Source organism: Streptomyces sp. NPDC085946, from assembly GCF_044540485.1.
Lineage (GTDB): Bacteria > Actinomycetota > Actinomycetes > Streptomycetales > Streptomycetaceae > Streptomyces.
Window position 1 is genome coordinate 30,741 of sequence record NZ_JBITSF010000023.1, and the last position, 20,152, is coordinate 50,892.

The following is a 20,152-nucleotide window of genomic DNA, read 5'->3' on the forward strand; positions in this document are numbered from 1 at the left end:
GGCGTCGGTGCCGGCGGCACGGGGTCGGGGTACGGGTTCGTCATGGCGGGTCTGTCCTCCAGCCAGTCGTTCGGCTTCCGGCTCTGGATTACTCCCCCGCCTACCCGGCCGCCGCGTCCCCAGTCACTCCCCCGCAGGAGGGCGCGGCCCTCGGGCGGGCCCACCGGCACGGCGGGCAGGGGCACCCGGGGCCGGACCGCGTGGAGGGAGGACCGGCCCGCTCCGTCCGCGCGCGGCGGCGGCCGCCCCCGCCGCCAGCCCCGGCCGCGGACTGGACAGCACCGGGACCACGGTCCTCGTCAGCCGCTCGGCCGGGGCCATGGACGCCTGGGCGAGGACGATCGCGTCGGCGCCGGCGACCGCGTCGGCGGTGGCCGCGACGAGGCGGGCGCACCCCTCGGTGTCGCCGGCCTCGAACCGGTCCCAGGCCCCCGCGACGAGCCGGGTGCGCACCTCGACCGGACGGCCGGCGCGGCGGGCCTCCTCCTCGACCAGCGCGACCGTGGGCGCGAGGGTGCTGCGCACGGTGGCGAGGACGACGACGCGCGGGCCGGCGGCGACCGCGGCGGCGGCCGCCGGACGGTCCACGCGCAGCACCGGCACCCCGGCCCCGGCGGCGGCCGCCTCCGCGACGCCGCCCAGGGTCGAGCAGGTGCACAGCACGGCCCGCGCGCCGCCGGAGACGGCCCGCCGCAGCACGGCGCGCACGTCGTCGGCGACCGCGTCGGGGCCGTCGGCGCGGGCCCGGCTCAGCAGCTCCTCGTCGACGAAGTGCCGCAGTTCCAGGCCCGGGTGGTGCGCGTCGCGCAGGGCGTCGAAGACCGGGACGTGGGCCGGTGAGGTGTGGACGAGGGCGAGCACCGCCGCCTCAGAACCGCCCCGGGTGGGCGGCCAGCCACGCCTTGGCCGCGGAGAGCAGCCCGGCGCCGGCCGGCGGGGCCTGGTCGGGGTGGCGTTCGGCCCACTTGGCGACGTACGGGCACAGCGGGGCGACCGCGCTGTCCTCCCGGCCGGCGATCGCGTACAGCTCGGTCGCCAGGGAGCCCGCGATGCCCTTCCCCTCGTGGGCCGGTTCGACGATGGTGTGCACGGGGACGAGGGCGCGCTCGGGGGCGTCGAGGACGAAGTACTCGATGCGCCCGACGACCTCCCCGCCGGCCACCGCCTCCAGGCGGCCCGCCGCCCGGTCGTCGCGGATCTCGATGTCGCTCATGGGCACCCTCCTGGTGCGTACGCCTTCGTCGGCCCCGTCGCCGCCGTCGCCTTCGCCGGTCAGGCCGTGACGGCCTGCGGGCTGCGCTCCTGGTCGGAGCCCGGCACCGGCTCGGACGGGTCGGCCCCCAGGGCCACGATGCGGTTGTCGCGGTCCACGTGCACGACCCGGGGCTTCAGCGCCCGCGCCTCGGCGTCGGTGACCTGAGCGTAACTGATGATGATCACCAGGTCGCCGGGGTGCACGAGATGGGCGGCGGCCCCGTTGATCCCGATCACACCGGATCCGCGCTCGCCTTCGATGACGTACGTCTCCAGCCGGGCGCCGTTGGTGATGTCCACGATGTGCACGAGCTCACCGGGCAGCAGGTCGGCGGCGTCGAGCAGGTCCGCGTCGATGGTCACCGATCCCACGTAGTGCAGGTCGGCCTGGGTGACGGTGGCGCGGTGGATCTTGGACTTGAACATGGTGCGCAGCATGTCGGACTCCCGGAAGACGGCTCCCTGCCTGCTTGTGCAGGTCAAGGGCGTCCCTCACTGTACATCGGCGCTCCTTCGACCTGAAGATCGCCGAGAGGACCGTGCTTCGTCGCGAGCGGGCTTCCCGGTCGCGCCTCCCGTGTGGATCAGGGTGCCGCGACGCCGCCGGCCGAGCGCCTCCGCGGACGGTCGCCCCGGACTGGTGCCGGCCGGGTGCTGATGCATCTGACGAATCGTCACTTGAGCGCGGGCGACCGCGACGCGGTGGGCTGCCGGGCCGCTGTCCGGGCGGCCGGTACCGGCAGCCGGGGCGTTCGCGCCTGGTTCCCGGCTCGCTCATGGCTCGACGGGCTCGCGGGCTGCCGAGGCTTTTCGCGCGCTCACTCGTTCCGCACCTGTCCGAGCGCCGCAGTACGGTCCGGCGCCCCCGTCCTTGGAGCAACTGCCGGAAGCAGTCCGGGGGTTCGTCCTACGGGCCGGGTCCTGGTGGTCGCCTCGATGTGCACGGGTGCCGGAACGGGCGGCAGTCGGGTGGGTCCCGCTCCTGCGCCCGGACGTGACGGGGCCTCGGTGACCTCTTCCGCGGCGGCGCTGCCGCCGACGCCGCGGGTGAGGATGCCGGTGTCGAGGCGGGAGGCTACGAAGAGGTCCGTTTCGGAGGGCGGCGTGGTCCGGTTCACCGGCCGGTCGCGGTCGCGGCGATGGCGGGCAGGATCGCGAGGGCCAGGACGCCGCCGGTGAGGGCGAGGACCGGGCAGCCGGCGGCGGAGACCACGAGGCCGGAGGTCAGGCCGCCGGTGGCGCCGACGACGGCTATGGAGACGTCGACCAGGCCCTGGGTCTTGGCACGGATCGCGAGCGGCACCGCGTCGGTGATCATCGCGGTGCCGGAGACGAGGCCGAAGGTCCAGCCGAGGCCGAGCAGGGCCAGCGCGAGCGCGAGCAGGCCGACGGAGTCATCTGGTGCCGTCGCGGCGGTGACGCCGGCGGCGAGGAGGGTGACGCCGGAGAGGGCGGCGATCCTCGTACGGCCGTACCGGTCGGCGAGCCGGCCCGTGAGCGGCGAGGGCGGGTACATGGCGCCGACGTGGACGGCTATGACGAGGCCGGAGGCGGCCGTGCCGTGGCCGTGGTCGTGCATGTGGACGGGCGTCATCGTCATGACCGCGGTCATGACGAGCTGGGCGAGGACCATCGTCAGGGCGCCCAGCGTCAGATCCGGCCGCCGCGCCGGGGTCTCCCCGGTGTCGCCCACGAGGGGCTTCTGCTGCTGGACGTCGAGGCTGCGGGCGAGCAGCAAGGGGTCGGGGCGCAGCCGGACGGCGAGGACGAGGGCGGCCAGGGCGTAGGCGGCGCCGGCGAGGAGGAAGGGCCCGGCCAGGGCGGGAATGCCGAGCGCGTCGGCGAGGGTGCCGGTGGGGGCGGCGAGGTTGGGGCCGACGACACCGCCGAGGGTGGTGGCGACCAGGACGGTGGAGACGGCGCGGGCACGGTGGGCGGGTGCCGCGAGGTCCGCTCCGGCGTACCGGGCCTGGAGGTTGGTGGCCGTTCCGGCGCCGTACACGAACAGGCGTCTAAGTGCCAGGCGTAGCGGGTGGCGGAGCGGCCGTCGAGCCGGCGCGGCGCCTTCATCGCGTCCATGACCGGGAGCTCGCGGAAGCAGACGCAGTCGAAGGGCTCCGTGGTGCTGCCCCCGTACTTGCGCTCGCACCAGTAGTGCGACAGCGGCGTCCGGTCGTGGTCGGGCAGCAGGCCGAACGGGTGGCAGAAGTGGTCGGGCCGGCCGTCGGACAACTCCCGGGCCGTGGCCTCGCCCGGGCCCTCGGTGCGCCGGTTCACGAACCGCACCGCCGTCTTGAAGCCGGCGTCGCACTCCCGCATCCACTCGTCCTCAGCGATGCCGAGGCGGTCGAAGAACGCGCGCCGCAGGCCGGGCGCCTACGCCGCCGTCTCCCCCGCCGGCACGGCCGCCGCCTCGCCCGGCCGGCGTGCGAACTGTGTGCGGTACAGCTCCGCGTACCGGCCGCCGGCCGCGAGCAGTTCCTCGTGCCGGCCGCGTTCCACCACGCGGCCGTCCTCGACGACGAGGATCTGGTCGGCCGCCCGGACGGTGGAGAGCCGGTGGGCGATCACCAGCGCCGTCCTGCCCTCCAGGGCCTCCGCGAGCGCCTCCTGGACGGCGGCCTCCGAGGTGTTGTCCAGGTGGGCCGTCGCCTCGTCGAGGATGACGACCCGCTGCCGGGCCAGCAGCAGCCGGGCGATGGTCATGCGCTGGCGTTCGCCGCCGGAGAGCCGGTAGCCGCGCTCGCCGACCACCGTGTCCAGCCCGTCGGGCAGGGACCGTACGAGGTCGTCGAGCCGGGCGCGGCGCAGCGCGTCCCACAGCTCGGGCTCGGTGGCGTCCGGGCGGGCCAGGAGCAGGTTGGCGCGGACGCTGTCGTGGAAGAGGTGGCCGTCCTGGGTGACCATGCCGAGGGTGTCGCGCAGGGAGCCGGCGGTCAGGTCGCGGACGTCGACGCCGCCGACGCGCACGGCGCCCGCGTCGACGTCGTACAGGCGGGGCAGCAGTTGCGCGATGGTCGACTTGCCCGCTCCGGAGGAGCCGACGAGGGCGACGGTCTGGCCGGGGGCGGCGCGGAAGGAGACGCCGTGCAGGACCTCGGCGCCGCCCCGGGTGTCCAGGGCGGCGACCTCTTCGAGGGAGGCGAGGGAGACCTTGTCGGCGGACGGGTAGGCGAAGCGGACGTCGTCGAACTCCACGGAGACGGGGCCGTCGGGAACCGGGCGGGCGTCCGGCTTCTCCGTGATGAGCGGCTCCAGGTCGAGCACCTCGAAGACCCGCTCGAAGCTGACCAGCGCGCTCATCACCTCCACCCGGGCTCCGGCGAGCGCGGTCAGCGGGGCGTACAGGCGGGTCAGCAGCAGGGCCAGGGAGACCACCGCGCCCGGTTCCAGGGCGCCGCGCAGGGCGAAGTAGCCGCCGAGGCCGTAGACCAGGGCCAGGGCCAGGGCGGAGACGAGGGTGAGGGCCGTGAGGAACGCGGCCTGGGCCGTCGCCGTGCGGACGCCGATGTCCGCGACCCGGCGGGCGCGCAGCGCGAACTCCGCCGACTCCTCCTCGGGGCGGCCGAACAGCTTGACCAGCGTGGCGCCGGGCGCGGAGAAGCGCTCGGTCATCCGGGTGCCCATGGCGGCGTTGAGCGTCGCCGCCTCCCGCTGCATCCGCGCCATGCGGCTGCCCATGCGCCGGGCCGGGAGCACGAACACCGGCAGCAGCAGGAGGGCGAGGAGGGTGATCTGCCAGGACAGGGTCAGCATCACGGCGAGGGTGAGCAGCAGGGTGACGAGGTTGCTGACCACGCCGGACAGGGTGTTGCTGAAGGCCCGCTGCGCGCCGATGACGTCGTTGTTGAGCCGGGAGACCAGCGCGCCGGTCCGCGTGCGGGTGAAGAACGCGACCGGCATGCGCTGCACGTGGTCGAAGACCGCGGTCCGCAGATCGAGGATCAGCCCCTCCCCCAGCGTCGCCGACAGCCTCCTGGCGGCGATGCCCAGCGCCGCCTCCGCGACCGCGATGAGCGCGATGAGGAGGGCGAGCCGGACGACGGTGCCCTCGTCACCGTCCGACACGATGGTGTCCACGACGCGCCCGGCCAGTACCGGGGTCGCGACGGCGAGCAGCGCGGTCACCACCCCGAGCAGCACGAACAGGGCGATGCGGCGGCGGTGCGGGCGGGCGAAGGCGCCGATGCGGCGCAGCGTGGCGCGGGCCAGGGGGCGGCGCTCCTGCTGGGCGTTCATGACGCTGTGCAGCTGGGTCCAGGCTGTGGTCTCCATGCTCATACGCCGAACCTAGGACCTCAAGCAATGTCGAGGTCAAGCGTCGCCCCGTGCCCCTCGTGCACCGCCCTCGCGCACCGTCCCGTCCCTATGGCCCCGCGCCTCACCAGGGCAGCGGCTCGCCGTCCCGGAAGAACCCCCCGGTGGGCCCGTCGTCGGGCAGGGTCGCCGCCCAGACCACCCCGGCCGCGCCCTCGGCGACGGGCCGGCCGCCGCCGCCCATGTCGGTGGCGGTCCAGCCCGGGCAGACGGCGTTGACCAGCACGCGGTCCCGGCGCAGCTCGCCCGCGAGCAGGCGGGTCAGGGCGTTGAGCGCGGCCTTGGAGACGCTGTAGGCGGGCGTGCCTCCGGTCATCCCGTGCAGGGAGCCGGCCTCGCTGCTGACGTTGACGACCCGGGGGTGCGGGCTGCGGCGCAGCAGCGGCAGCAGGGCCTGGGTGACCCGCCAGGCGCCGAACAGGTTCGTCTCCATCGCCCGCCGGACCTCGTCCAGGTCGGCCGAGCGGGCCCGCGCCCAGGTGTCGTACAGGATCGCCGCGTTGTTGACGAGGACGTCGGTGCGGCCCAGGTGCCGCGTGACCCACTCGGCCAGGGCGGTGGCCCCGGCACCGTCGGCGACGTCGAGCCGTACGGCCGTGATCCGCGCGCCGCCGGGATCGAGGCGCGCGGCCGCCGCGCGGCCCTTCTCCAGGTCGCGGGAGCCGAGGACGACGCGGTGCCCGCGGTCGGCGAGCTGCCGCACCACCTCGTACCCGATGCCGCGGTTGGCTCCGGTCACCACCGCGACGGGCGCCGCCGCCCGGGGGTGGTCGCTGCGTTCGGCTGCCATGGGGGCTCCTGATCACGGGACCGCCTGCCGGACCAGCCTCGCACACGGCCGCCCGGCCCGCCGCCCGGTGGCGCTGCCGCCCGGCCCGTGCCCGGTCGCGCTGCCGCCCGGCCCGGCCGCCGCCCGCGTCCGGCCGTCGGTGGCGCGACCGCACCCCGCCCGTGCGAACTGCCGTGCCGGATACGGCAGGATGAACGACCGTGCCGGCCTCGGGCCAGGTGCCGGGTGCCCGGCACGGCGCAACACTCCGCAATCGAAGCAGGTATCGAGCAGGTGACGACGTGACGCACTCTCACATCCGGCCGTCGGCGGGCGGCTCCGCCGCAGCGCGTGTCCCGGGAGGTGGCCGGTGAACCGGGCCCTGACCGTGGACGACCTGGTCCTCGCGGGCATCGCCCTGGCCGCGGGCCTGCTGGGGGCGTTCCTGCTGCGCATGCTGCTGCGCTGGCTGGGCAAGCACGCGGACCGCACCCGCTGGAGCGGGGACGACGTCATCGTGGACGCGCTGCGGACCGTGGTGCCGTGGGCGGCGGTGGCCGGCGGCGCGGCGGGCGCGGCGGCGGCGCTGCCGCTGACCAGGACCGTGCAGCACCACACCAACCAGGTGCTGACCGTGCTGCTCATCTTCGTCGTGACGGTGTCGGCGGCCCGGGTGGTGGCCGGCCTGGTGCGGACGGTGACCCAGTCCCGCTCCGGGGTCGCCGGTTCGGCCACGATCTTCGTGAACATCACCCGCGTCCTGGTCCTGGCGATCGGGTTCCTGGTGGTGCTGCAGACGCTGGGCATCTCCATAGCGCCGATGCTCACCGCCCTCGGCGTCGGCGGTCTGGCCGTCGCCCTGGCCCTGCAGGACACGCTCGCCAACCTCTTCGCGGGCATCCACATCCTCGCCTCCCGCACCGTGCAGCCCGGCGACTACATCCGGCTGAGCAGCGGCGAGGAGGGCTACGTCGAGGACATCAACTGGCGGCAGACCACGGTCCGCAACCTCTCCAACAACCTCGTCGTGATCCCCAACGGGCAGCTCGCGAAGACGAACATGACCAACTTCATGCGTCCCGAGCAGCAGTTGACGATCATGGTGCAGGTGGGGGTCGCCTACGACAGCGACCTGGAACACGTGGAGCGGGTGACGACGGAGGTCGTCGCCGAGGTCATGACGGAGATCACCGGGGCGGTCCCGGACCACGAGCCGGCGGTGCGCTTCCACACCTTCGGCGACTCCCGCATCGGCTTCACGGTCATCCTGGGCGTCGGCGAGTTCAGCGACCAGTACCGGATCAAGCACGAGTTCATCAAGCGGCTGCACCGGCGCTACCGCGAGGAGGGCATCCGCATCCCGGCCCCGACGCGGACGGTGGCGCTGCAGCAGGGCGCGGTGGTGATCCCGCACCAGCGCGGCACGGAGAACGAGCCGGGCGAAGCGAACTCCGCCCGGCGCGACTGACACCTCGCCGGGAACCCCTACAGGGTGGCCGAGTTGTCGTGGGGGCGGACGTCCCGGCGGCTGCGCGGCGCGGCGAGCGCCGAGCTCACCGGGATCACCGTCCAGTCGGGGTGGCCGGGCATCCGCGGGGTCTTCGTGCCGTACAGCCAGTCCCGCAGGAAACCGGTCACGTCCTGGCCGGAGACCGCGGAGGCGACGGCGATGTAGTCCTCCGTCGACGCCGTGGAGTCGCGGTACCGCTCCAGGAACGCGCGCTCCACGGCGGTGAAGGCCGCCTCGCCGATCTGCTGCCGCAGCGCGTACAGGACCAGCACGCCGCCGAGGTAGCGCTGGCTGTCGAAGAGGGTGGCCGCGGTGGGCTTCGCCACCGGCCCGGAGTCGCGGCGCCACTGGTCGCCGCGGGCGTAGGTGTCCTTCATCCGGGCCTCCAGGGTGGTCAGGCCCAGGGAGTCGGCCCAGCCGCGCTCGTAGCGGTACAGCAGCCCGTAGAAGTCGGCGTGGCCCTCGTTGATCCACAGGTCGGCCCAGGTGGCGGGGGTGACGCTGTTGCCGAAGTAGGAGTGGACCAGCTCGTGCATCATGTGCGAGCCGATCTTCTTCTCCTCCTGCAGGAGGTAGTTCGGCTTGTAGAGCGTGAGGGTGTGGGTCTCCAGGCCGGTGAAGTCGAAGGCGTTCGGGTCGTCGGAGTTGCAGGGCAGCAGGCCGTACGTCTCGAAGGGGTAGGCGCCGAGCCGCTGCTCGATCCACTCGACCAGGTTCGGGGTGAGGGAGAGCGCGGGCTCCAGGGCGGCGGCGCGCGCGGCCGGCACGACGTCCCGCAGCGGCAGGCCGTGCGGCCCCTGCCGGTCCTTGACCAGGTAGTCGCCCACGGTGATCTGCACGATCTCGGTGGCGATCGGCGAGCGGGAGCGGTACGTGTACGCCGTGCGGCCGTCGGCCAGCTGCTCGGTGCCGGTCAGCAGGCCGGAGGCGACGCCGCGCAGCCCGCTGGGGACCGTGAGGCGGAAGGTGAAGTCGGCCTTGTCGGACGGGTGGTCGTTGCAGGGGAAGACGGTGTGCGCCGAGTCCGGCTGGCAGCACACCGCGAAGCCGTCGGGCGTGGCGACCCAGCCGGTGTGCGGCAGGGCGCGGCGCGGGTCCGCCGCGTAGGTCACGCAGACGGTGGCGGCGGTCCCGGCGGGCAGCGGACGGGCCGGGGTGATCCGCAGCTTCTCGTCGGCCTGCTCGAACGTCGCCGGGCGGCCGGCGACGCGCACGGTGCGTATGTCCAGGCCGAGGGCGTCGAGCGAGAGGCGGCTCAGGGCCTGCGTGGTGCGGATCTTCAGGGTCGCCTGCGCGTCGACGAGCCCGGTGGTGGCGTCGTAGGCGAAGTCGAGGTGGTAGGCGGAGACCCGGTAGCCGTCGTTGCCGAGGTTGGGGTAGACGGGGTCGCCGAGGGTCTCGGGGCCCGGCGCGGCGCCGGGCCGCGCGCCCTCGGCGCCGGCCTTCGGGGCCGCTTGGGCGGGGACTCCGGCGGCCAGCGCCGCGGCCGTGCCGATCAGGGCGGCGGGGGCCGTCACTCTGGTGCGATATCTCATGGTCCGCTTTCGTTCGGGCGGCCGGGTGGTCGGGTCCGGCCGTCACGTGCAGTCGGTGGTCTCATCTGCATGACGGAAAGATCGCGGCGCCAGGTTGCCTCGCGCCCGCACGGATCCGTGCCGAATTCCGGCGCGGACCCCTGTCGAGACGAGGTCGATCACGAGATATCTTGATGTCGAGCAATGTTGCAGACGTGGAGCGGAGCACCCGGTGACTGACTCGACCATCATCTATACGCACACTGACGAGGCCCCGGCCCTGGCGACGTATTCCTTCCTGCCGGTGGTCCAGGCGTACGCCTCGCAGGCGGGTGTCGCCGTGGAGACGCGTGACATCTCGCTGGCCGGCCGCATCATCGCCGTGTTCCCGGAGTACCTGACCGAGGACCAGCGCATCCCGGACGCGCTCGCGGAGCTCGGCGAGCTCGCCAAGACGCCCGCGGCCAACATCATCAAGCTGCCGAACATCTCGGCGTCGATCCCGCAGCTGAAGGCCGCGATCGCCGAACTCCAGGGCCAGGGCTACGCGCTGCCGGACTACCCGGACGACCCGAAGACCGACGAGGAGCGCGAGATCCGCGCCCGCTACGACAAGGTCAAGGGCTCCGCGGTGAACCCGGTGCTGCGCGAGGGCAACTCCGACCGCCGCGCCCCGGCCTCGGTGAAGAACTACGCCAAGACCCACCCGCACCGCATGGGCGCCTGGACCGCCGAGTCCAGGACGAACGTGGCGACCATGGGCGAGAACGACTTCCGCTCCACCGAGAAGTCCGTGGTCGTCGCCGAGGACGGCACGCTGCGGATCGAGCTGGTCGGCGACGACGGCTCCACCACCGTGCTGCGCGAGTCCGTACCCGTCCTGGCCGGTGAGGTCGTCGACGCCTCCGTGATGCGGGTCGCCGCGCTGCGCGAGTTCCTCACCGCGCAGGTCGCGCGCGCCAAGCAGGAGGGCGTGCTGTTCTCCGTGCACCTGAAGGCCACGATGATGAAGGTCTCCGACCCGATCGTCTTCGGCCACGTGGTGCGCGCCTTCTTCCCGAAGACGTTCGCCCGGTACGGCGACACGCTCGCCGCGGCCGGCCTCACCCCGAACGACGGCCTGGGCGGCATCTACAAGGGCCTGGAGAGCCTGCCGGAGGGCGCCGAGATCAAGGCCTCCTTCGACGCCGAGCTCGCCGAGGGCCCGGAGCTGGCGATGGTCGACTCCGACAAGGGCATCACCAACCTGCACGTGCCCTCGGACGTCATCATCGACGCCTCCATGCCGGCCATGATCCGCACCTCCGGCCACATGTGGGGCCCGGACGGCCAGGAGCACGACGCCCTCGCGGTCATCCCGGACTCCTCCTACGCGGGCGTGTACCAGGCCGTCATCGAGGACTGCCGCGCCAACGGCGCCTACGACCCCTCCACCATGGGCTCGGTCCCGAACGTCGGCCTGATGGCGCAGAAGGCCGAGGAGTACGGCAGCCACGACAAGACGTTCGAGATCGCCACCGCCGGCACCGTCCGCCTGGTCGACCAGAACGGCGACGTCCTCATCGAGCAGCCCGTCTCGGCCGGCGACATCTTCCGCGCCTGCCAGACCAAGGACGCCCCGATCAAGGACTGGGTGAAGCTGGCCGTCACCCGCGCCCGCGCCACCGGCGACCCGGCGGTGTTCTGGCTGGACGAGACCCGCGCGCACGACGCCAACCTGATCGCCAAGGTGCGCCAGTACCTGCCGGAGCACGACACCGAGGGCCTGGACATCCGGATCCTGTCCCCCGTCGAGGCGACCAAGCTGTCGGTGGAGCGCATCCGCCGCGGCGAGAACACCATCTCCGTCACCGGCAACGTGCTGCGCGACTACCTGACCGACCTGTTCCCGATCCTGGAGCTGGGCACCAGCGCCAAGATGCTGTCGGTCGTCCCGCTGATGGCGGGCGGCGGCCTGTTCGAGACGGGCGCCGGCGGCTCCGCGCCGAAGCACGTCCAGCAGCTGGTCAAGGAGAACTACCTGCGCTGGGACTCCCTCGGCGAGTTCTTCGCCCTGGTGCCGTCCCTGGAGCAGTACGCCGAGGCCACGGGCAACACCCGTGCCAAGGTCCTCGCCGACACCCTCGACCGCGCCACGGCGACCTTCCTCAACGAGGACAAGTCCCCGACCCGTCGCGTCGGCGGCATCGACAACCGCGGCAGCCACTTCTACCTGTCCCTGTACTGGGCGCAGGAGCTGGCGCGGCAGACCGACGACGCGGACCTGGCGAAGGCGTTCGCGCCGCTCGCCGAGACGCTCGCCGCCAACGAGCAGAAGATCGTCGACGAGCTGAACGCCGTCCAGGGCAAGCAGGTCGACATCGGCGGCTACTACCAGCCCGACCCGGCCAAGGCCGCCGAGGTCATGCGCCCGTCCGCCACCTGGAACGAGGCGCTGGCGTCGCTGAGCTGACCCCGCGGGGCCCCTCGCGGGGCCGCTGAACCCTCCTCCGCCCCGACCGGCACCCCGCCGGCCGGGGCGGAGTGCCGTCCGGGGGCGGACGCCCGTGCGTGAGGGCCACGCGGGGGCCACGGCATCCGGGACGACCGGTCACGCGGACCCGCCGGCCCGGGCCGCGCGGGACGGCACGGCGCTGCTCCCGGCCGGCAGCGCCCCCGGCGAGGCCGGCCCGCCTCACCGACCGCACGGGGGCGCCGCGGGACGGCACCGGGGCCGACACGGAGGTAGCGCGGGGCGGCACCGGACCCGGCGCGGCGGACGGCGTAGGACGGCACCGGGTCCGGCGCGGCGGACGACGTCTGCTTCGGCCCGGAGGTGGTGCGGGAGGGCCCGAGTCCGACACGAGGGCGCCGCAGGAAGGCACCAGATCCGACACGGCGGACGACGCCTGCTCTGGCCCAGAGGTGGTGCAGGAAGGCCCCGGACCCGACACAGCGGACGACGCCTGCTCCGGCCCGGAAGTGGTGCAGGAGGACACCGGACCCGGCGCGGCGGACGACGCCTGCTCCGGCCCGGAGATGGTGCGGGAGGGCCCCGAGTCCGGTGCGGTGGACGGCCGGTCCCGGCGCGGTGGACGGCGCGGTTCCCGGCCCGTCCGTGAACGCTGGATTGCAGGCGGGACGTGCCGCTGGTCCGCCGTCACCTCGTGTGGTTACCTCGTCGCATGACCGTGCTCGTGACCCGCCGCCACGTCGATCACGCGCGCGTCACCTCCACGAGCTGTCGCGCCGGGAGCTGACGCCCCGCTCCGCCGGTCCGCGGCGCCCCGCGTCCCGCGAGGCCCGACCGGCGTCACACCCCGTCCCCTCCCCGCCGCCGTGCACGGTTCCGTCCGTGCCGCGGGCCGTCCGTGCCACAGGAAGGCACCGGCCGCACGTCCCCGCGCACCCGCCGGTCCCGCACGACCCGCGATCCGCACCTCCCGTCCGCGCCTCCCCTCCGCAACCCGCCGTTCCCGCCCGGCAGTTCGTCACCCGAACGCCCGGCGCGCGCGCCGCACCCCGCACAAGGAGCACCATGAGCCAGCAGCCCGTCGACTCCGTCACCGCCGGTCACACGCCCGAGGAGCCGGCCGCCGGCCCCGACGCCCCCGCCTGGTCCTTCGAGACCCGGCAGATCCACGCGGGTGCCGCGGCCGACCCGGTGACCGGCGCCCGGGCGACGCCCATCTACCAGACGAGCTCGTTCGTGTTCCGGGACACGCGGCACGCCGCCGACCTGTTCTCGCTCGCCGAGCCCGGGAACATCTACACCCGCATCCACAACCCCACCCACGACGTCTTCGAGCAGCGCGTCGCCGCGCTGGAGGGCGGGGTCGCGGCCGTCGCGCTGGCCTCCGGGCAGGCCGCCGAGACCCTGGCGATCCTGACGCTGGCCGGCGCCGGCGACCACATCGTCTCCAGCACCGCCCTGTACGGCGGCACGTACAACCTGTTCCGGCACACGCTGCCCAGGCTGGGCATCGAGGTGTCCTTCGTGGACGACCCGGACGACGTGGACGCCTGGCGGGCCGCCGTGCGGCCCAACACCAAGGCCCTGTTCGCGGAGACGCTCGGCAACCCGCGCGGCAACGTGCTGGACGTGCGGGCGGTCGCGGACGCGGCGCACGCGGCGGGCGTCCCGCTGATCGTGGACAACACCGTCCCGACCCCCTACCTGCTGCGGCCGATCGAGCACGGCGCGGACATCGTGGTGCACTCGGCGACCAAGTTCCTCGGCGGGCACGGCACCACGATCGCGGGCGTGGTCGTGGACGGCGGCACCTTCGACTTCGGGGCGCACCCGGAGCGGTTCCCGGACTTCACCGAGCCCGACCCCAGCTACCACGGGCTGCGGTACTGGCCGGCGCTCGGCCCCGGCGCGTTCGCCGTGAAGCTGCGCGTGCAGCTGCTGCGCGATCTCGGCCCGGCGCTCTCCCCGCACTCGGCGTTCCTGCTGCTGCAGGGCGTGGAGACGCTGAGCCTGCGCCTGGAGCGGCACTCCGCCAACGCGCTGGAACTCGCCCGGTGGCTGGAGCGGCGCGACGAGGTCGCGGTGGTCCACTACCCGGGACTGGAGTCCAGCCCGTGGTACGAGGCGGGGCGGAGGTACCTGCCGCGCGGCGCGGGCGCGGTGGTCTCCTTCGAGCTGCGCGACGGCGTCGAGGCGGGCAAGCGGTTCGTGGACGCGGTGGAGCTGTTCAGCCACCTCGCGAACATCGGCGACGTGCGCAGCCTGATCATCCATCCGGCCTCCACCACGCACAGCCAGCTGGACGAGGAGCAGCTGGCGGCCACCGGCGCCGCGCCCGGCCTGGTGCGGCTGTCGGTCGGGATCGAGAACGTCGCCGACCTCAAGGCCGATCTGGAGGCCGGGTTCCGCGCGGCCAAGGGCGCGTCCTGAACACCACCGCGACGCCGCACGAGGTCTCCCTCCCGCCGGTCACCGGGGCCTGGCGGGAGGGGGACCCGCCCGGGCGGCGGCGGTGGCACGCCCTGGACAAGCCATTGCCCCTGGAGGCGGGCGGTGAACTGCCGGGCGCGCGGCTGGCGTTCGAGACGTGGGGGCGCCTCGCGCCGGACGGCCGCAACGCCGTGCTGGTGCTGCACGCCCTCACCGGGGACAGCCACGTCGCGGGACCGGCCGGGCCCGGCCACCCGACGCCCGGCTGGTGGGACGGGCTCGTCGGGCCGGGCCGGGCGCTGGACACCGACCGGTGGTTCGTCGTCGCGCCCAACGTGCTCGGCGGCTGCCAGGGCAGCACCGGACCGGCCTCGCCGCGTCCCGGCGGGCGGCGCAGCTGGGGCGGCGCCTTCCCGTTCCTGACCCAGCGCGACCAGGTCGCGGCGGAGGCCGGGCTGGCGGACGCGCTGGGCATCGGGCGGTGGGCGCTGGTCGTCGGGGGCTCGATGGGCGGGATGCGGGCCGTGGAGTGGGCGGTGTCGTACCCGGAGCGCACGGAGGCGCTGCTGCTGCTGGCGACCACGGCCGCGGCGAGCGCCGAGCAGATCGCCTGGGCGTCCCTCCAGGTCCGGGCCGTGCGCGGCGACCCGTACTGGCGCGGCGGCGACTACCACGGCACCGGCCGCGGCCCGCACGCCGGGCTGGGTCTCGCCCGGCGCCTCGCCCACGTCACCTACCGCAGCGAGCCGGAGCTGCGCACGCGCTTCGGCCGGGTGCCGCAGCACGGCGAGGACCCGTTCGGCGGCGGCCGGTACCAGGTCGAGTCGTATCTCGACCACCAGGCGGCCAAGCTGGTGCGCCGGTTCGACGCGGGCAGCTACGTCGTGCTGACGGAGGCCATGAACGCGCACGACGTCGGCCGCGCCCGCGGCGGGGTCCGGGCCGCGCTGCGCCGGGTGACCGCGCGCACGCTCGTGGCCGGGGTCGACTCCGACCGTCTCTACCCGCTCGCCCAGCAGTCCGAGCTGGCCGCCGGCATCCCGGGCGCCGACCGGCCGCGGGTGATCGAGTCGCCGTACGGGCACGACGGCTTCCTGATCGAGACGGAGCAGGTGGCGGCGCTGGTGCGGGAGGTCCTGGGGTAGCCGCCCGCCCGTCCCGGTGCCCGGTGTGGCACCGTGATCACGCACCACGCACCGACCACGCCCCGGGAGCCGCCCGATGACCTCCGCCCCGCCCTCCTTCGAGCTGCTCCCCGGTGCCGGTGACTCGCCGGTGATCCTGCACGTGCCGCACTCGGCCCGGGAGATACCCGCCCGGGTGCGCGCGGACATCCTGCTGGACGACGCGGGGCTGGAGCGCGAACTCGACCACATCACCGACGCGCACACCGCGGAGCTGGCCGCGGAGGCGGCCGGCCGGGCCCGCGTCACGCCCTGGCGGTTCGTCAACCGGCTGTCGCGGCTGGTCGTCGACCCGGAGCGGTTCCCCGACGAGCGGGAGGAGATGCTGCGCGTCGGCATGGGCGCGGTGTACACCCGCACCACGCACCGGGAGCCGCTGCGGCCCGCCGGCTTCGACCCGGAGCCGCTGGTCGAACGGTACTTCCGGCCGTACGCGCGGGCGATGACCGAGGCCGTGGCGGACCGGCTGGCGGCCACCGGCCGGGCCGTGGTCGTCGACGTGCACTCCTACCCCACGGCCCGGCTGCCCTACGAGCTGCACGGTGCGGGGCCGCGGCCCGAGGTGTGCCTGGGCACGGACGCCTTCCACACGCCTCCCGGGCTGCTGGCCGCCGCGCGGGAGGCGTTCGCCCCGTGCGGGGAGACGGGGCTGGACAGCCCGTTCAGCGGGACGTACGTGCCGCTGGAGTTCTACGGCACCCACGAGCGGGTCGCCGCGCTGATGGTGGAGATCCGCCGGGACACCTACATGACCGAGCCGGGCGGCCCCGCCGGGCCGGGCCTGGTCCGGCTGGGCGCGGCCCTGGCGTCACTGGTGGACGCCGTGTCGGGCTGACCGGCGCCCGGCCCATCCGTTCGCCGGGTCCGGCCCCCGGCCCGCCGGCGGTGGCGGCTCCGGGGTCACGCCCGACGGGTGTGGGACGGCCAGTCGAGGATCCGTACGGCGGCTCCGGCGGCCTCCAGGCCCTGGCAGTGCGCGCGGTGGCGGCGGGCGATGCCGTCGAGGTCGAGGTGGGCGCCGAACGCCGGGTGGGCGGTGAGGCGGCGGGCGTGGGCCCACAGGGCGGGGTGGCCGGCGATGCGGTGCACCGCAGAGGCGTCCAGGTGGACGCGGTGCACGGTGTCGAGTTCCACCAGGGCGGCCCACACCTCGACGTCGGCGGCGGTGAGCCGGTCGCCGAGGACGTGGGTGTGCGCGGTCAGCCGGTGCTCCAGCGCGCCGAGGGCCGCCAGCAGGACGTCGAGCGCCGCCGACCGCTCCGCCTCGTCCGCGTCGGCCCGTCCGGCCCGCTGGGCGGCGTCGTCGATCCCCTCGGCGCACAGCCGCTCGACGGCCTCGATCCCGTCCTCCGCCGCGCGCGGGTACAGCTCGGTCCCCTGCCGGTCCGCCCCGAAGCGCCGGGCCAGGTCGCGGGTGATGTCGGGGGCGTGGGTGCTCACGATCCGTCCCGACCAGTCGTCGCTGAGCACCGGCGCCGTCGCCGGGCCGGTGTAGTGGTGCGCGCTGGCCTCGTACAGCGGGCGCAGGGCGAGGTGGCCGCCGTCCGGGCCGTCGGGGACGGCGTCCAGGAACTCCACGGGGCAGACCTCGTCGAGGCCCAGGAGGGCGTGGGTGACGGCGATGCGCAGACTGCGCGGACAGCCGGGTGAGAGGTGGAGGCGGTAGCGGCGGGGCACGGCGTAGTGCCCGCTGCGCGCGTCCCGCCCGATCCTGCCTCGGAGGAAGGGGGCGGTCCGGCCGGCGGCGAGCGGGGCGAACGGTGTGACGGACATGGGTCTCCCTGGGGTGGGCGCGTGCGCGGACACGCGCGGCTGATGCGACGGGGGCGGGGCCCGGCGGCACGGGCCCGGCGGCCGGCCGGGGGCGGCGGTGGCGGGGTGGCGGAGCGGCCGGCTAGCGCGGGGAGCTGATCGCGCTGCACACGCGCAGCAGGTCGATGTGCCGGCGGGAGGTCAGCAGAGGCGACGGCCGCGGCGTACGGCCGGCTCGGCCGGTGACCGACTCCAGGCGCCCCATGTTTTCCTACCTGTTCACTAGGAATCCTTCGTGGAGTGTCGACCGACCCGCGCCCGCCGGTCAAGGGGGCGTCCACGAAGTGAGGCGGGGACGCGGCACCGGTGCCGCCGGGGCGCCTCCTCGCGGCCGGTCCCGAACCGGACCGCCGGCACCCCGCCGCCGCTGCCGCGGCGGGTCGGCCCGGCCTGCTCCGGTCCGCGGGCGGAGGCGGGGCCGGACCACCCGGTCCCGGCCCGCACGGGGTGCGCGCCGGGTGCGCCCGGGGCGGGTCACGAGGGCGCGGCGGCTTCCGTGGCGGGGGCCGCGGCCCCGCCGGGACGGCGCGGCGCCGTGGCCGAACTCGGCGACGCCGTCGCCTGGCGGCCGGAACAGGCTGAGGGGGCCCACCACTCGGCCGGTCGATCGCCCGACGGTCCGGTGCCGGCCGAAGCCGTCGCGCGCGTCGGGGTGCCCGCCGAGGCAGCCGGCGACGGCGCGGTTGGCCCGGGCGGGGAGCCGGCCGCCCGGTGGGCCGGTCCCGTCCCGTCGAGGACGGCGGCGACGTCACCGGCCGGCCGGGGCCGTGGCGGCAGCCGCCGCGTGGCCGGTCCGGTGGCGCGGGGCGGGGAGCGGGAGGACGAAGAGGAGAAGGACAGGTGACGCTCCTGGCCGGGCGGGCCGACCGGGCCGTCACCTGCTCACGCGACCCGGTCCGGGGCCCGCCGACGAAGGGGGGCGCGGACCGTGTTCGCCGGCCGCCCCGCCCGGCCGGCGGCGGTCACGCGATGCGCGGGGGAGGGAACACCGTGCGTCCCGGTCGCGGGCGGAACGGACCGAAGGCCGTACCGGGCTGTCCCGATACGGCCTTCGACGGTGCTGCACACGTCGGGACGACAGGATTTGAACCTGCGACCCCTTGACCCCCAGTCAAGTGCGCTACCAAGCTGCGCCACGTCCCGGTGCCTCCACACGGTCGGCCCGTGTGATCACGCAGGTCAACCCTACCGCATGGACGTGACGGCGCCGAGCGGCTCCCCGCTCAGTGCGCGTTCGCCGGCTCCCGGTCACCGCTGCGCGCCGCGCGCTTGGCGCCCCGCAGCGAGGCGACCCCGATGAAGACCATGGAGGACACGCCGGCCAGCGCGAAGGCGGTGAAGCCCCAGTCGCCGTGGTGCGCGGCGAGCAGCTGGCCGCCGAGCCAGGGGCCGAAGACCGCGCCGAAGCGGCCCATGCCGGAGGTCCAGCCGACCGCGGTGGCGCGGTTCTCCGGCGAGGAGGCGAGGGAGACGGTCGCGTAGATCATGGTCTGGGCGCTGTTGAGGAACACGCCGGTGAGGAAGACGACCGTGAAGGTCAGCGCCAGCGGCATGGGGACGCTGAGCAGGAAGACGCCGCCGGCGGTCAGCGCGAACCAGATGGCGGAGATGCGCGGGGCGCCGAAGCGGTCGGCGGCCCGGCCGGCGACCAGCATGCCCACGATGCCGCCGAGGTTGAACAGCACGACGAAGGTCAGCGCGGAGCCGAGCTCGTAGCCCTCGCTGCGCATCAGGGTGGGCAGCCAGGTGGCGACGCCGTAGACGAGCAGCAGGCCGCCGAAGGAGGCCACCCAGTACAGCAGCGTCTGGGTCCACTCCCCGCCGCGGAAGAGGCCCAGCAGGCCGGCCCAGCGGTCGGCGGCGGCCGGCTTGGCGGAGGCGGCGGGCAGTTCGACCTCGTAGCGGCCGGCGAGGGCGCGGGCCTCCTCGGTGCGGCCCTTGGCGACCAGGAAGCTCAGCGACTCGGGCAGCGCCCTGGCGAGCACGGGGACGAAGAGCAGGGGGAGCACGCAGATCCAGAACGCGGCGCGCCAGCCGAGCGGTTCGACGATCCACAGGGCGACGTAGGCGGAGAGGATGCCGCCGGCGTGGTGGGCGGTCATCAGCAGGCCGATGGTGAGGGCGGCGCGGCCGCGCCGGGCGTAGTCGGAGACCATGGAGATCGCGGTGGGCAGCAGGCCGCCGAGGCCGATGCCGGCCAGGGTCCGGCCGAGGCCGAAGACCGCGACGCCGTCCGCCGCCGCGCACAGGCCGGAGGCCAGCGAGAAGAGCGTGACGCAGGCGACCATCAGCTTCTTGCGGCCGATGCGGTCGGCGATCGTGCCGGCCGCGAGGGCGCCGATCAGCATGCCGAAGGTGGCGTAGCTGCCGAGGTCGCCGGCCTTGTCGGGGGTGAGGCCGAGGGCCTTCTGCTCCAGCATGTGCGGGAGCACCGAGCCGTAGATGAACATGTCGAGGCCGTCGAAGAGGACGGCCAGCCAGCACAGGCCGACGACCAGCAGGGTCAGTCTGCCGCCGCGAGCGGACGGGGCGGGGGAGGAGGACATCGTTGTTTTCCTCTCGTCCAGGAGGAGTTCCCTGGAGGGGACGGGACGGGGTCCCCCTGCTCGGGGCGGAGGCCGGAGCCGGGGGGAGAGGGTCGACGCGGCTCGTTGCGGCTGACCCGGTGTGCGCTAGACGCTAAGGAGCACGCCCAGGAGTGTCAACGCTTTTGTCAACAATCTTGGCAACGATCCGGCGGCGGCCCGTACGGCCGCGCGGGACCGGGATACGCCGAGGGGTGGGGGGCGGCCCCCGGGGGGGGCCCCCCCCCCCCGACCCCCGGGGGGGGGGGCCCGGGGGGGGCCCGGGGGGGGGTGGGGGCGCGATGGGGTGAGGGGCCCCGGCCGGGGCCCGGGGCCCCCCCCCGGC

At 74.9% G+C, this 20,152-nt stretch carries 15 protein-coding genes, 1 tRNA gene and 1 pseudogene; 5 read left to right on the top strand and 12 right to left on the bottom strand.

Annotated elements, in window-relative coordinates:
* Positions 1-123: 123 nt before the first annotated feature.
* From ACIF8T_RS32775 to ACIF8T_RS32805, 7 genes and pseudogenes are all read right to left on the bottom strand, one after another.
* On the bottom strand, positions 124-861 hold the full coding sequence (locus ACIF8T_RS32775; RefSeq protein WP_400040098.1) for an aspartate/glutamate racemase family protein: 738 nt from the start codon (positions 859-861) through the stop codon (positions 124-126).
* Positions 862-868: 7 nt separating this feature from the next.
* Complete coding sequence (locus tag ACIF8T_RS32780; RefSeq protein ID WP_400040100.1) at positions 869-1,213, bottom strand: GNAT family N-acetyltransferase; 345 nt, start codon at positions 1,211-1,213, stop codon at positions 869-871.
* 59 nt (positions 1,214-1,272) lie between these two features.
* The gene (gene panD, locus ACIF8T_RS32785) at positions 1,273-1,692 is read right to left on the bottom strand and encodes an aspartate 1-decarboxylase (RefSeq protein WP_400040102.1); all 420 of its coding nucleotides are present in this window, start codon (positions 1,690-1,692) and stop codon (positions 1,273-1,275) included.
* Positions 1,693-2,368: 676 nt separating this feature from the next.
* Positions 2,369-3,403, bottom strand: coding sequence for an MFS transporter (locus ACIF8T_RS32790; RefSeq protein ID WP_400040104.1), 1,035 nt, complete (start codon positions 3,401-3,403; stop codon positions 2,369-2,371).
* Positions 3,319-3,573, bottom strand: a pseudogene (locus ACIF8T_RS32795) (tryptophan 7-halogenase); the annotation flags it as partial. The pseudogene ACIF8T_RS32795 and the gene ACIF8T_RS32790, both read right to left, overlap by 85 nt.
* A 57-nt stretch (positions 3,574-3,630) precedes the next feature.
* Positions 3,631-5,529, bottom strand: a complete 1,899-nt coding sequence (locus tag ACIF8T_RS32800; protein WP_400040207.1) for an ABC transporter ATP-binding protein — start codon at positions 5,527-5,529, stop codon at positions 3,631-3,633.
* Between the two features lie 106 nt (positions 5,530-5,635).
* Positions 5,636-6,361 carry an SDR family oxidoreductase gene (locus tag ACIF8T_RS32805; RefSeq protein ID WP_400040105.1) on the bottom strand — a complete coding sequence of 242 codons (726 nt, stop codon included), beginning with the start codon at positions 6,359-6,361 and terminating at the stop codon, positions 5,636-5,638.
* A gap of 349 nt (positions 6,362-6,710) precedes the next feature.
* Here ACIF8T_RS32805 and ACIF8T_RS32810 point away from each other — a divergent pair, with 349 nt between their 5' ends.
* Positions 6,711-7,808, top strand: coding sequence for a mechanosensitive ion channel family protein (locus tag ACIF8T_RS32810; RefSeq protein WP_400040107.1), 1,098 nt, complete (start codon positions 6,711-6,713; stop codon positions 7,806-7,808).
* A 17-nt stretch (positions 7,809-7,825) separates the two neighbouring features.
* On the opposite strand, the gene ACIF8T_RS32815 is transcribed toward ACIF8T_RS32810, so the two are convergent.
* Entirely contained in the window at positions 7,826-9,385 is a 1,560-nt protein-coding gene (locus ACIF8T_RS32815; RefSeq protein WP_400040108.1) for a M1 family metallopeptidase, read from the bottom strand.
* Between the two features lie 211 nt (positions 9,386-9,596).
* Between ACIF8T_RS32815 and ACIF8T_RS32820 the strand changes: the two genes are divergently transcribed.
* The 4 genes from ACIF8T_RS32820 (at position 9,597) to ACIF8T_RS32835 (ending at position 16,265) form a co-directional block, all read left to right on the top strand.
* Complete coding sequence (locus tag ACIF8T_RS32820; RefSeq protein WP_400040110.1) at positions 9,597-11,816, top strand: NADP-dependent isocitrate dehydrogenase; 2,220 nt, start codon at positions 9,597-9,599, stop codon at positions 11,814-11,816.
* 1,065 nt (positions 11,817-12,881) lie between these two features.
* Positions 12,882-14,246: a bifunctional o-acetylhomoserine/o-acetylserine sulfhydrylase gene (locus ACIF8T_RS32825; RefSeq protein WP_400040112.1), complete on the top strand. Its 1,365-nt coding sequence runs from the start codon at positions 12,882-12,884 to the stop codon at positions 14,244-14,246.
* On the top strand, positions 14,243-15,391 hold the full coding sequence (locus tag ACIF8T_RS32830) for a homoserine O-acetyltransferase (RefSeq protein WP_400040208.1): 1,149 nt from the start codon (positions 14,243-14,245) through the stop codon (positions 15,389-15,391). Before ACIF8T_RS32825 ends, ACIF8T_RS32830 begins: the two co-directional genes overlap by 4 nt.
* A gap of 76 nt (positions 15,392-15,467) precedes the next feature.
* Positions 15,468-16,265 (top strand): N-formylglutamate amidohydrolase, encoded by a 798-nt coding sequence (locus ACIF8T_RS32835; RefSeq protein WP_400040114.1) that lies wholly within the window; start codon positions 15,468-15,470, stop codon positions 16,263-16,265.
* 65 nt (positions 16,266-16,330) lie between these two features.
* Here the strand turns inward: ACIF8T_RS32835 and ACIF8T_RS32840 are convergent, their stop codons facing one another.
* From ACIF8T_RS32840 to ACIF8T_RS32855, 4 genes are all read right to left on the bottom strand, one after another.
* Complete coding sequence (locus ACIF8T_RS32840; protein WP_400040116.1) at positions 16,331-17,203, bottom strand: glutathione S-transferase C-terminal domain-containing protein; 873 nt, start codon at positions 17,201-17,203, stop codon at positions 16,331-16,333.
* 121 nt (positions 17,204-17,324) lie between these two features.
* The gene (locus tag ACIF8T_RS32845) at positions 17,325-17,447 is read right to left on the bottom strand and encodes a putative leader peptide (RefSeq protein ID WP_400040118.1); all 123 of its coding nucleotides are present in this window, start codon (positions 17,445-17,447) and stop codon (positions 17,325-17,327) included.
* An 864-nt stretch (positions 17,448-18,311) separates the two neighbouring features.
* Positions 18,312-18,385, bottom strand: a tRNA-Pro gene (locus ACIF8T_RS32850).
* Positions 18,386-18,465: 80 nt separating this feature from the next.
* The gene (locus tag ACIF8T_RS32855; RefSeq protein ID WP_400040120.1) at positions 18,466-19,788 is read right to left on the bottom strand and encodes an MFS transporter; all 1,323 of its coding nucleotides are present in this window, start codon (positions 19,786-19,788) and stop codon (positions 18,466-18,468) included.
* Positions 19,789-20,152 lie beyond the last annotated feature (364 nt).